Source organism: Sporosarcina sp. Y1011, from assembly GCF_057669885.1.
The window spans coordinates 1-13,191 of sequence record NZ_JBYHFP010000022.1 but is presented as its reverse complement, the minus strand read 5'-3'; the positions used below and the strand labels follow the sequence as shown (position 1 = coordinate 13,191).

14 protein-coding genes are annotated in these 13,191 nt (G+C 43.1%); all 14 read left to right on the top strand.

Translation table 11 applies throughout. From position 1 onward, the window contains the following. Positions 1-36: 36 nt before the first annotated feature. Entirely contained in the window at positions 37-2,067 is a 2,031-nt protein-coding gene (ftsH, locus tag AC25Y5_RS16825; RefSeq protein WP_488141312.1) for an ATP-dependent zinc metalloprotease FtsH, read from the top strand. 222 nt (positions 2,068-2,289) lie between these two features. Further along, on the top strand, positions 2,290-3,054 hold the full coding sequence (locus tag AC25Y5_RS16820; protein WP_488141340.1) for a type III pantothenate kinase: 765 nt from the start codon (positions 2,290-2,292) through the stop codon (positions 3,052-3,054). 18 nt (positions 3,055-3,072) lie between these two features. After that, positions 3,073-3,960: an Hsp33 family molecular chaperone HslO gene (gene hslO / locus AC25Y5_RS16815; protein WP_488141311.1), complete on the top strand. Its 888-nt coding sequence runs from the start codon at positions 3,073-3,075 to the stop codon at positions 3,958-3,960. Further along, complete coding sequence (locus tag AC25Y5_RS16810; RefSeq protein WP_488141310.1) at positions 3,938-4,861, top strand: peptidyl-prolyl cis-trans isomerase; 924 nt, start codon at positions 3,938-3,940, stop codon at positions 4,859-4,861. The genes hslO and AC25Y5_RS16810 overlap by 23 nt, the downstream gene beginning before the upstream one ends. Before the next feature lie 257 nt (positions 4,862-5,118). Continuing rightward, complete coding sequence (cysK, locus tag AC25Y5_RS16805; protein WP_488141309.1) at positions 5,119-6,045, top strand: cysteine synthase A; 927 nt, start codon at positions 5,119-5,121, stop codon at positions 6,043-6,045. Positions 6,046-6,209: 164 nt separating this feature from the next. Next, positions 6,210-7,619, top strand: coding sequence for an anthranilate synthase component I family protein (locus AC25Y5_RS16800; RefSeq protein WP_488141308.1), 1,410 nt, complete (start codon positions 6,210-6,212; stop codon positions 7,617-7,619). A 15-nt stretch (positions 7,620-7,634) separates the two neighbouring features. Further along, positions 7,635-8,489 (top strand): aminodeoxychorismate lyase, encoded by an 855-nt coding sequence (pabC, locus tag AC25Y5_RS16795; protein ID WP_488141307.1) that lies wholly within the window; start codon positions 7,635-7,637, stop codon positions 8,487-8,489. Beyond that, complete coding sequence (gene folP, locus AC25Y5_RS16790; protein ID WP_488141306.1) at positions 8,489-9,340, top strand: dihydropteroate synthase; 852 nt, start codon at positions 8,489-8,491, stop codon at positions 9,338-9,340. The genes pabC and folP overlap by 1 nt, the downstream gene beginning before the upstream one ends. Positions 9,341-9,356: 16 nt before the next feature. Further along, positions 9,357-9,980: a GyrI-like domain-containing protein gene (locus tag AC25Y5_RS16785; protein WP_488141305.1), complete on the top strand. Its 624-nt coding sequence runs from the start codon at positions 9,357-9,359 to the stop codon at positions 9,978-9,980. A gap of 100 nt (positions 9,981-10,080) precedes the next feature. Beyond that, on the top strand, positions 10,081-10,449 hold the full coding sequence (gene folB, locus AC25Y5_RS16780) for a dihydroneopterin aldolase (RefSeq protein ID WP_488141304.1): 369 nt from the start codon (positions 10,081-10,083) through the stop codon (positions 10,447-10,449). After that, positions 10,446-10,931 carry a 2-amino-4-hydroxy-6-hydroxymethyldihydropteridine diphosphokinase gene (gene folK / locus AC25Y5_RS16775; protein ID WP_488141303.1) on the top strand — a complete coding sequence of 162 codons (486 nt, stop codon included), beginning with the start codon at positions 10,446-10,448 and terminating at the stop codon, positions 10,929-10,931. The genes folB and folK overlap by 4 nt, the downstream gene beginning before the upstream one ends. A gap of 63 nt (positions 10,932-10,994) precedes the next feature. Further along, entirely contained in the window at positions 10,995-11,141 is a 147-nt protein-coding gene (locus tag AC25Y5_RS16770; protein WP_488141302.1) for a hypothetical protein, read from the top strand. Then, positions 11,138-11,290, top strand: a complete 153-nt coding sequence (locus AC25Y5_RS16765; RefSeq protein ID WP_488141301.1) for a hypothetical protein — start codon at positions 11,138-11,140, stop codon at positions 11,288-11,290. The genes AC25Y5_RS16770 and AC25Y5_RS16765 overlap by 4 nt, the downstream gene beginning before the upstream one ends. A gap of 194 nt (positions 11,291-11,484) precedes the next feature. Then, on the top strand, positions 11,485-12,975 hold the full coding sequence (gene lysS / locus AC25Y5_RS16760) for a lysine--tRNA ligase (protein WP_488141339.1): 1,491 nt from the start codon (positions 11,485-11,487) through the stop codon (positions 12,973-12,975). The last annotated feature ends 216 nt before the right edge of the window (positions 12,976-13,191 follow it).

The following is a 13,191-nucleotide window of genomic DNA, read 5'->3' as shown; positions in this document are numbered from 1 at the left end:
ACTAGTTTTCTGTCTAATGAAATGAGGAGGCTTGGGATGAATCGAATACTTCGATACTTTCTATTATACGGACTGATATTTCTTGCGATAATGGGGATATTCAGTTCACTAAACAATACAAACCCAAAACAGAAAGAGATTCGTTACGATGAATTTATAACTGCTTTGGAAGAGGGTAAAGTGGAAACAGTAAGTTTACAGCCAGTCCAGCTCGTCCTTGAAGTGAGGGGTAAAATGGATGGGTATGAAGAAGGTGAAGAATTCGTAACAAATGTTCTGAACGATGCTGCTATACAAGATGACATCCGTTCACTTGCTACGAAAACCAATACTGAAATTGATATCTTGCCTACTCCTGTAGCAAGCGCATGGGTTTCTTTCTTTACTGGTCTTTTACCGTTCATCATCATCTTCATTCTATTCTTCTTCCTGTTAAATCAGGCGCAAGGCGGAGGAGGCGGCGGTGGCCGTGTTATGAACTTCGGCAAGAGTAAAGCGAAGCTTCATACAGACGATCGCAAAAAAGTTCGCTTCACTGATGTTGCAGGAGCGGACGAAGAGAAAGCGGAGCTTGTGGAAGTTGTAGACTTCCTGAAAGATTCGACTAAATTCGTCGAAGTCGGAGCACGCATACCTAGAGGAATCCTGTTAGTTGGACCTCCTGGTACAGGTAAAACGCTATTGGCACGTGCGGTTGCAGGTGAAGCGGGAGTTCCGTTTTTCTCAATCTCAGGTTCTGATTTTGTGGAAATGTTCGTTGGGGTCGGGGCATCACGTGTACGTGACCTTTTCGAAAATGCTAAAAAGAATGCACCATGTATTATTTTCATCGATGAAATCGATGCGGTCGGTCGTCAACGTGGCGCAGGCCTCGGCGGTGGACACGATGAACGTGAACAAACACTGAATCAACTTCTTGTTGAAATGGATGGGTTCGGTGAGAACGAAGGGGTTATCATAGTTGCGGCGACAAACCGACCGGATATCCTTGACCCTGCACTTCTTCGTCCAGGACGTTTCGACCGTCAAATCACAGTTGGTCGCCCGGATGTAAAAGGAAGAGAAGCAGTCCTGCTTGTACATGCGCGCAATAAGCCGCTTGATGACACTGTCAACTTGAAGGCACTTGCACAACGTACACCTGGTTTCTCAGGAGCAGACCTTGAAAACTTATTGAACGAAGCAGCGCTTGTAGCTGCAAGACGTAACAAAACGAAAATCGATATGTCTGACATCGACGAAGCAACTGACCGAGTTATTGCAGGTCCTGCGAAGACGAGCCGCGTCATATCGAAAAAAGAACGTGATATTGTAGCATTCCATGAAGCGGGTCACGTTGTTGTTGGGCTAATGCTCGATGACGCTGAAATCGTTCATAAAGTAACAATTGTTCCTCGTGGTCAGGCGGGCGGCTATGCCGTTATGCTTCCGAAAGAAGACCGTTACTTCATGACGAAGCCTGAACTTCTCGATAAAATATCAGGGCTTCTGGGTGGGCGTGTTGCAGAGGAAATTGTCCTCGGTGAAGTTTCAACTGGAGCTCACAATGACTTCCAGCGTGCAACTGGCATCGCGCGTTCAATGGTAACTGAGTACGGAATGAGCGATAAGCTCGGACCGATGCAGTTTGGTCAGTCTCAAGGGCAAGTATTCCTAGGTCGTGACTTCAACTCTGAACAAAACTATTCCGAATCGATTGCATATGAAATCGACCAAGAAATGCAACGTATTATCAAAGAACAATACGCTCGTACACATGAAATTCTTTCTGGACAACGTGATTTGCTTGATTTAATTGCAACGACGCTTCTAGAAGTAGAAACACTTGATGCAGAGCAAATTAATCACCTAAAAGATCATGGCACACTGCCAGATCGTCCATATGGCCGTTATGGCTTGGATAATTTAGATGAAAAACCGAAGAGTATCGATGCAGTAGAAGGTGGAGATGACGTAGTCATTTCTGATTCGACTGGAGCACCTACGGATCCGTCAATCGTTGATTTACGAAAAGAATCCGATGGCGAACAACCTCTTAGGCCAATCGACGAAGAACGCAGAGATTAAAAATTATAAAAGCTGACTGTTTCTTTTGAAACAGTCAGCTTTTTTGTTGCGAACTAATGTCTTCATGTCCGAATTCTAACCGTATGCGAAGGATTAAACTTGCACCCATCCTCTATGTGACCCTGTTCAACGTGTCGCCATTCAAGCCACTTCTGCTTTTGTTCATAGCTTGGTATGTGGTATGATATGTTGGAAAATGACGAAGTTAGCGGGGGAACCAATATGATTCTAGTGCTGGATACAGGAAATACAAATATTGTCCTTGGTGTCTATGAACAAGGAGAACTTAAACATCATTGGCGTATGGAAACTTATCGACATAAGACGGAAGATGAATATGCGATGCAAGTAAAGTCGATGTTTTCACATGTCGGACTAACTTTTGACGATGTACATGGCATTATCATTTCATCGGTCGTCCCACCGGTTATGTTTCCTTTGGAGCAAATGTGTAGGAAATACTTCAATCAAAAACCACTAATTGTTGGACCGGGTCTCAAAACTGGATTGAATATCAAGTACGAAAATCCTCGTGAGGTTGGTGCAGACCGGATTGTCAATGCAGTTGCAGCAATACATGAATATGGAACTCCGCTGATTATTGTCGATTTTGGGACGGCAACAACCTATTGTTATGTAAATGAAAAAGGCGAGTATATGGGTGGGGCAATTGCGCCAGGTATCGGAATTTCATTGGAAGCATTATTCGACCGGGCATCTAAATTGCCTCGTATCGAGCTTACGAAGCCAGAGCATGTTGTAGGGAAAAACACTGTAGCTGCTATGCAGGCTGGAATTGTTTATGGATATGTTGGACAAGTTGAAGGTATTGTTGCCCGTATGAAAGCACAGAGTAAGGAAGAACCTACCGTCATTGCTACGGGAGGGCTTGCAGATCTCATTGCAAGTGAGACGACAGTTATTGATACTGTTGACAACTTTCTAACGCTAAAGGGGCTTCATCTAATATACGAAAGAAACATGTAGAAGGAGTAGATATAGTAAATGAAAGATTACTTAGTAAAAGCACTTGCATTTGACGGGACAATCCGCGCATATGCGGTACGCTCAACAGAAACGGTGTCTGAAGTACAACGCCGACACGGCATGTGGCCGACAGCAACAGCAGCTCTTGGGCGTTCAATGACGGCGACTGTTATGATGGGTGCCATGTCAAAAGGTGAAGATAAACTGACCATTAAAATTGATGGCAAAGGTCCAATTGGTTCAATGGTTATCGATGCAAATGCACATGGTGAAGTTCGAGGGTATGCATCGAACCCACAAACGCATTTTGACTTGAATGAAATAGGTAAACTCGACGTAAAACGTGCGGTTGGAACAGAAGGGATGCTTTCAGTCGTAAAAGATTTAGGTCTTCGCGATTTCTTTACAGGACAGGTTCCGATTGTATCTGGCGAGATTGCTGAAGACTTTACGGAGTACTTTGTCGTTTCGGAGCAGGTGCCTTCTGCAGTCGGACTAGGTGTTCTCGTAAATCCTGACAATACAGTTAAAGCCTCGGGCGGTTTCATAATCCAGGTTATGCCTGGTGCATCGGAGGAAACGATTGTACAACTTGAAGAGCGTATTGCTAACGTCGAACCAATTTCATCATTAATCAACCGTGGTCTTACACCTGAGGAAATACTTTATGAAGTGCTGGGTTCTGAAAATGTGGAAATTCTAGATCAGATGGATGTTTCATTCGAATGTAATTGTTCGAAAGACAGATTTGGTAATGCAATCATTGGCCTTGGAGAGCAGGAAATCAGAGAAATGATCGACGAGGATGGAAAAGCTGAAGCGCATTGCCATTTCTGTATGGAAACGTATGTGTATCCAAAAGAAGAGCTGGAAGGCTTTATCGATGAAATACAATCGAGGGCCTGAGTCTGGGGCGGAAAGTTCACAGAAACGTAAACTAAAGACGAAACCACTTGTTCTCCTAATTGCAATTCTATTACTGTTTAATATCTTTTGGTTTGTAGGTTGGCTTATGCCGAACAAACCAAAGCAAACAGATGAAGTAGTGGCATCGGTTTCCGGTAAGCCAATTACAAGAGAACAGTGGATGACTGCGATGGAAAAAGAAGTGGGTCGCGAAACGCTCCTAGATCTTGTAAATGACTTGGTTATGGAAGTGGCTGCAGATCGGTATGAGATTGAAGTGTCCGATAAGGAGATTAACCTTGAAATGGCGCTTATCCGTTCCGTTGACGGGCGTTCCATTTCAGGTCAAGATGAAGAAAAGATGCGTCAAAAAATCCATTCCAATCTCATCCTTGAAAAAGTGTTAACGAAAGACATTGTTGTGAAAGACAATGCAATTAAGAAGCATTACGATGAAAATAGTTCACTTTATAATATCCAAACTTCCTATCGGACCTCTATTATTATTGTTCCGACGAAAGACGAAGCAAAACAGACAATTGATGAACTGTCAAAAGGTTCAAGCTTCGACGTACTTGCAAAAGAGCGGTCGACGGATCTTGCATCAGCAAGCCTTGGTGGGGATATCGGCTATATCAACGATTCGACAGATTCAATTGACTTGGCTATCGTTGAAGCAGTGTCCGGAGTGAAAGAAGGAACGATAAGTGATGTAATAGCTTTGAGTGACGGTACTTACTCGGTTTTGCGTGTGAATGAGGTAGTGAAGGGGCAATCGTTTAAATTTAAAGAAGTAAAAGATCATGTTAGGCGTGAGCTTGCAATTGAACAACTTCCACAAACGGTTAACCCGGAGGCGTTCTGGGAAGAGTTTGATGCGGAATGGTTTTACGGTAAATGATAGATAGCTGTCCGGAAGTCGACTTTAATCGGCATATCCGGACAGCTTTTCTTGTCTTCGGGAATAGGATACCTTCTAGATAGGAATTTCGACTTGGTTATGGCACTATGCACTATTAGTCTGTCAGAGGGTTAATCTTTAAGGGGAGTAAAAGAATATATATTGTGCGCATTCAATTGTTGACAATGTTCACATAATGGTAGTAATATTAGTATTATAAAGCATATCAAATTAGTAGGGATTGGGAGAGGGTAAAAATGACGTTAGTTGGAAACTCTGTTGCAGACTTAGTGGGGAAAACACCTCTTGTTAAAATGAACAGAATGACAGGGGCAGAAGATGCAGACATTTATTTGAAACTGGAATACATGAATCCGGGGTCGAGTGTCAAAGACCGTATTGCACTTGCAATGATTGAGGCTGCTGAAAAGTCGGGTGATTTGAAAGAAGGAAGTACGATAATCGAACCGACAAGCGGAAACACGGGAATTGGCCTCGCAATGATCGCTGCGGCAAAAGGCTATAAAGCTGTTCTCGTTATGCCAGATACGATGAGTTCTGAACGACGCAATTTGCTTCGTGCTTATGGTGCAGATCTTGTACTTACGCCGGGTGCTGAAGGAATGAAGGGTGCCATTGGAAAAGCTGAAACACTAGCAAAGGAAAATGGTTGGTTTATGCCACAACAATTTAACAATGAGGCAAACCCTGAAATACATCGCTTAACAACAGGTCCTGAAATTGCAGACGCACTAGACCGTGTGGACGCATTCATTTCTGGAATTGGAACGGGCGGTACGATTACAGGAGCGGGTATCGTCTTGAAAGAGCGTTTTCCGGAAGTGAGCATTATCGCAGTTGAACCGACAGATTCTGCCGTACTTTCAGGCGGTAAGCCAGGACCACATAAAATTCAAGGTATTGGTGCAGGATTCGTTCCAAAAGTTCTCGATACGGAAGTTTACAACGAAATTATCCAAGTGACGAACGACGAAGCGTATGAAACGGCAAGACGTGCAGCTCGAGAAGAGGGTATTCTGGGCGGCGTTTCATCAGGAGCGGCAATATTTGCAGCTTTACAAGTTGCGAAGAAACTTGGCAAAGGGAAAGTAGTCGTTGCGATTCTTCCCTCTAATGGAGAACGTTACTTAAGTACACCACTTTATCAATTTGACGAAGAATAATTAAATGCAGCTAGAAGGTGCTAAAATGCACCTTCTTTTTTATTTCAATTTTATTGGTTTTAGATGTTCTTCGAATAAAAAAGGAATTCACGCTAATTTTTATAGCGTAAAAAGGCTTTTTCCCTGTAAGATGAAGTTACTAAAGTTATCGGGAGGAAACTGGGATGCACAAACAAAAGATCGATTATACAACATTGGCGATGACGAAAGAACAATTTTTCTATGGCTATAAAGAATTGGCTCATATGCATGACGCTCATGTCCTTCTTGAAAGTGGACGGGGCGGGGCATTATGTATGGCGGGAATTGACCCTCTCGTTACATTGCGGACATTGAACGAGAAAAAGTTACAACTAATTTGGCGTGATGGCACAGAGGAAGTTAGAGAAGGAGATCCCCTCGAACTACTAAATGAGTTTGTTCAGTCATATGAAATTGAATCTATTCCTGGACTACCGGATTTTCAAGGTGGTGCTATAGGTTTCATTAGCTACGATTATGTCCGAACTTATGAAAATATTCCAGACGATACAATGGACGACTTGGATACACCCGATTTATTCTTCTGTCTGTTCGACCGCTGGGCGGTTCTTGATTGTAAGAATGAAATGGCTTATTTCATGACACTCCCAGATAGTGATTTAGAACCCTCGGAGCTAGAATCCGACTGGGTAGCCGCTGCGTTAGCAGGAGTAAGTAAGCAAGTTTTCGCGCCAGGAGATGCTAAAGAAGTGTCTATTAGTGAAAAAAATCTAGCTGTTTCTGTTACGGGGCCGCAATTTGCGCAGATGGTTCGTGACGTGCAGAATTATATTTCAAGCGGGGATGTTGTTCAAGTCAATCTCTCGGTAAGACAATCGCAATTGCTGACAGCAAATCCTCTTGATATGTATGAAGCGCTACGCTCATTTAATCCATCTCCTTATATGGCTTCAATCGGGTCCGCGGAATTCTCCGTTGTCTCGGGTTCACCTGAGCTACTGCTGAAAAAGCGTGGAGATGAAATGAGTACGCGTCCAATTGGTGGTACGCGCCCTAGGGGGAAAGACGAAACTGAGGATGCTGCGCTTCACGCTGAATTATTGTCGAACAAAAAAGAGACGGGCGAACATATTATGCTTGTAGATTTGGAACGAGAAGACTTTGAGCGTGTTTGCACAACTGGAACAGTGGAAACAGATGAATTCATGGTCGTGGAAAAATACTCACACGTGATGCATCTCGTGTCAAACGTCCGAGGAAAAGCTGCAGAAGGCATATCTAATGCTGATATTGTCAAAGGTGTATTCCCAGGGGGTTCCATCACAGGTTCTCCGAAACTCCGGACAATGGAAATTATTGAAGAACTAGAACCCACGCGAAGAGGATTGTATACGGGTTCAATCGGTTGGTTTGGCTTTAATGGTGATTTTGAACTTAATATTGTCATCCGTACTGTCTATATTAAGGACGGCATTGCACATATCCAGGCAGGCGCAGGTCTTGTCGCCGATTCAGTGCCAGAAGCGGAATATGTAGAATCGTTAAATAAGGCAAAAGCGCTTTGGCAGGCAAAAGCAATGGTGGAAAAGTAAGATAGGGGGTTCGTTATGTGGTGTTGGATGAATGGTGAATTCCTGCGAGCGGACGAGTTAAAGATTTCACCCTTCGATCACGGTTTTCTGTATGGAGCTGGCTTTTTCGAAACGTTCCGAACGTATAAGGGTAATGTGTTCTTGTATGATAAACATATGGATAGACTACATGCTGCACTCACAGAGTATCGGATTTCGATGCCTTACGATGAAATGGAAATTCTCACTGCTGTAAGTAGACTGGATGAACTGAATGGCGGCAGTGATGGCTATTTCAGGCTAAATGTCTCGGCGGGTGTCCACGATATCGGTCTTGCACCTTCTTCCTATGTAATGCCGAACGTTATTTTGTTTAGAAAAGAATTGGTTCCGACTGTTCGGGGTGCGGAGAAGAGGGCAGTCTGGCTTGAGACGCCGCGTAATAGACCAGAAAGTACGGTACGTCATAAGTCTCACAACTTCCTTAACAATGTCAAGGGGAGACTGGAGCTATCTTCGTTGAAAGAGATGGAAGGTCTTTTCGTAACTGCTGAAGGTTATGTTGCTGAAGGCGTTACGTCAAATGTATTCTGGTTGAAGGATGGCGTATTATTTACGCCGACTATCGAAACGGGGATTCTCCCGGGGACGACACGTGCGTTTATCATAGAAGGTGCTAAGTCTACCGAAATCACCGTGAATGAAGGGTTTTATGGTAAAGATGATGTGGAATCTGCTGACGAGGTATTTGTAACGAACGCTGTGCAGGAAATCGTTCCCCTATCCATGATTGAAGAAATACAGCTTCCGGGAGCGGCGGGTGGTTTTTATAAAAGACTCCATGAATACTACTTGCGGGCGATAGATGATATGAAAGAAGGTTATCGGTAATGAAATTGATTCATGCACGTGATACATACCAGTTTGGAAATGTAGAAATGGATTTTAAAAAAGAAACGGTTATCATGGGGATTTTGAATGTGACGCCCGATTCGTTTTCAGATGGCGGAAAATATGGCCGCATTGACGCTGCGCTTAAGCGTGCGGAAGAAATGCTTCGAGATGGAGCAAAAATTATTGATGTGGGCGGTGAATCCACTCGTCCAGGACATATTCCGATTTCATTGGAAGAAGAGCTTGAACGAACAGTTCCAATTATCAAGGCTTTGACGAATGAATTCGGATGCACCGTGTCGATTGATACATATAAAGCTGGCGTCGCAGAAGAAGCAATCTTGGCAGGCGCAAGGATCATCAATGATATTTGGGGAGCAAAACGCGAACCGTATATTGCAGACGTTGCAGCAAAACATAATGTGCCCATTATTCTAATGCACAATCGTGAGAAGGCGGAGTACGTAGGTAACTTTATGGATGAAGTTATCGCTGATTTGGAAGACAGTGTAGGGATTGCTGTTGCGGCAGGTGTAACGCATGATAATATCTGGCTCGATCCGGGTATTGGGTTTGTTCGGAATGCAATTCAAAATATATGGACAATGCAAGGGCTCGATCGAATAGCTGAGATGGGGTACCCAGTACTTCTCGGAACATCGCGAAAATCGCTGATTGGAAGCGTTCTTGGCTTACCCGTTGAGGAACGACTTGAAGGAACAGGAGCAACTGTTTGCTACGGAATCGAACATGGCTGTCATATTGTGCGCGTGCATGACGTGAAAGAAATCGCCCGAATGGCAAAAATGATGGATGTGCTAACTGGGAAAACGGATTTCGAACAATAGGAGGAGTCCATTTTAAATGATGAAGTATGAGTGGCGAAAAGAGGATAAAGAAATCTATTTGCCAAAACAGACACCCACTATTTATGATGACATCGAAAAGTTGTATATCAAAGTACAAGGTGAAGGACATCCAAATAGCGATTTGTTTCGGTCAAATGTGGAACTTTTATATGCATTGTCTTATAGTATCCGAATGATGCCAAAGAGTGGCTACACACCAAAAGACTACTATGAATATACAGTGTTTCCGCTTGAGGGAATTTGGGATTTGGATGAAGAGGGCAGAAAATTGGATTACCTGGATAAAAATCATTTTGTCTATCAATTAATGATCAGACAGCCTGACTTTGTGACGAGGGAAATTTTTCAAAGAGCTGTTGAAAGCGTGCGAGCCAAAAAGATACATATACCAGTGGATACAGCAACACTTGAACCGTTTTCTGATGGATTATCTGTTCAGATGATGCACCACGGTAGTTACGATAAAGAACCAGCAACGTTTACTATAATGGAAAAGTATTGCGAGGAACAAGGTCTAATCCGAATTGAAAAAAGTCATAGAGAAATCTATATCACAGACGCTAGAAGAACAGCACCAGAGAAATTAAAGACTGTGCTTAGATTTAAAGTTTCAAAATAAGAAATGTAGTTTAATTGGGGAAGTAAATAAGTTGTGTACGTACGCTAACTTAAAGGCGGGTCACCCTATTGCTTTATCAGTCATACGAGGAGGATGCGGTATGGATTATATTCATCTGAACGAATTGGAGTTTTACGGCTATCACGGTGCACTGCCGGAAGAGACAAGGCTTGGTCAGCGTTTCCGTGCGACGGTTTCGCTTGCAACAGATTTGTCGGAAGCGGGAAAGACAGACAATCTGGATAAAACGGTTAATTATGCTGAAGTATATAGCTTGTGTCGAACAATTATAGAAGGCGAACCTGTAAAACTGATTGAAACAGTTGCTGAAAATATTGCGACAAAGGTATTGGTGATGTTTGCAGATAAAGTGACTGGCGTTCGTGTGATACTTGTAAAACCGGATCCACCGATTCCGGGCCATTATACATCTGTGTCGGTAGACATTACGAGGGGGCACTTTCAATGAATGTTGCGTACCTCTCTTTGGGTTCGAACATCGGTGATAGGCTGCATCATTTGAAAGAATCGGTTCGAGCGCTTCATTTAAGTAAAGGCACAACGGTTACATCGATATCGTCAATTTATGAAACAGTGCCTGTTGGCTATACAAATCAGGCAGACTTTCTTAACCTGGTTATCCGTGTTGAAACAGATTTAACAGCACATGAACTGTTGGTGGTGTGTCAAAGTATAGAACAAGAGCTTGGCCGATTTCGTGAAGTCAAGTGGGGTCCTCGGACTGTAGACCTTGATATTCTGTTTTATAATAACGACAATATTGAAACGGAGGATTTGGTTGTACCGCACCCAAGAATGCATGAGCGGGCATTTGTTCTAATTCCTCTTCTAGAAATAGCTCCTTTAATTGCCGATTCAATGGTAGACACAGGCGTTATACTTTGGAAGAAGCTTAACGAAGTTGATGAATTCCTGCAAGAAGGGGAATGACACATACCGTAGCTGTTCAATTGGTGAAATAGCTAATCCCTATTTAAGGGGAGGGAATACAAAATGAATGATATTGCGATGGACAACCGTGTTGTTCTTGCACCGACAGCGCGTGAGAAAATCCATGTATGCCTGCTTCACTATAGTCGTCTTGTGGCGCTAAAGGGTGAACATATAGCGAAATGCGCAAACATGCTCCGTGATACATGAAAGGAATTCGTGGCAACGCGAATATCCGTAATATGGTCAATACAATGAAAACGGCTGATGAGTTAACGAACCTTATGAACGACTTTGGTGAAGAAATGATGAAACGTGATCAAGTAGCAGTTAGTATAAGTTCTGTTTGCGCTGGATAAGTCGGGCTGTCACGCGTTGTGGCAGCCTTTTTCGATACGGATAAGTTAAAAGTTGGAGATTTTTCGTCAAGACACCAGTTATTCTTGGTGTTATTAGATGATGTGAATAAGTAAAACGTGTTTGGGTGGCGCAAATTGTGTACAATAGATGCATGCTATCTTATGCAGCGGATAATGATGAAGGAGTGAAAGAAATGTCACATTTGGATGAAATGAACGATCAGCTTTTGGTGAGACGCCAGAAGATGGAAGATATACGGGAAAGTGGATTAGACCCATTCGGCTCAAGATTCGAGCGGACACATCTATCGAATGAAATCCGGGAGCGTTTTGAAGAGATTTCAAAAGAAGAGCTCGATGAAACGCCTCATACAGTAACAATTGCAGGTCGTATCATGACGAAGCGCGGTAAAGGAAAAGCTGGATTTGCGAATCTGCAAGATCTTGGCGGCCAGGTTCAAATCTACGTAAGACAAGATGCGATTGGTGAAGATGCTTACAAACTCTACAATAGTACAGATCTTGGGGACATTATCGGGATTACAGGGACAATCTTCAAGACGAAAGTTGGAGAACTCTCTATTAAAGCGACAGAATTCACATTCCTTACAAAAGCGCTGCGTCCATTACCTGAGAAATTCCACGGGTTGAAAGATATAGAACAACGTTACCGTCAGCGTTATTTGGATTTGATTGCGACGGAAGGTAGTAAAGAGACATTCATTCTAAGAAGTCGTATCATCCAGTCGATGCGCCGTTACTTGGATGGGCAAGGTTTTCTTGAAGTAGAGACACCGATGCTACATGCGATTGCAGGAGGAGCATCTGCACGCCCATTCGTCACACATCATAATACGCTCGACATGACACTTTACATGCGGATTGCAATCGAGCTTCATTTGAAGCGCCTTATTGTCGGTGGACTTGAGAAGGTATATGAAATAGGACGCGTATTCCGTAACGAAGGAATTTCAACGCGCCATAATCCGGAATTTACAATGATAGAATTATATGAAGCGTACGCGGATTATAACGACATCATGGAATTGACCGAAAACTTAGTAGCTCATATCGCCCAAGATGTGCTCGGCACGATGCAAGTGCAGTATGGAGAAGATGTGATTGATTTAGCGCCTGGATGGAAACGTCTGCATATGGCTGATGCGATAAAAGAGTATACGGGTGTTGATTTCTGGAAAGAGATGACTAAAGAAGAAGCTCATTCATTAGCTAAAGAACACGGGGTAGAAGTTAAACCATTGATGGAAGTGGGACATGTGTTGAATGAGTTCTTCGAACAGAAGGTAGAAGAGCAACTTGTGCAACCGACATTTATCTATGGACATCCTATTGAAATTTCTCCACTTGCGAAAAAGAATGCACAAGATAGCCGCTTTACGGATCGTTTTGAGTTGTTCATTGTACGACGTGAACATGCGAATGCATTTACAGAATTGAATGACCCGATTGATCAACGTGAACGTTTTGAATCACAACTTGTAGAAAAGGAACAAGGGAATGATGAAGCGCACGACATGGATGAGGATTTCATCGAGGCACTTGAGTATGGATTACCGCCAACTGGAGGACTTGGAATCGGTGTGGATCGCCTTGTCATGCTGTTGACAAATGCACAATCAATTCGTGACATCTTACTGTTCCCGCAAATGCGCCCGAAAGAATAAATGGAGATAACCGCTGTGTAATGCCTATTAAAGGGCTATTACACAGCGTTTTTTATAGATTTGGATAAAAAGATGAAACTAATTCAAAGTTAGTGTTGCATTAAAAGTAGCCAGGTGATATATTAGATAACGTTGCCAGTCCGACACATCGTGTTTAGTCAAAACTTGAAATTAGTTGTTGACACGGACGACGTAACTTGGTATGATATAAGAGTT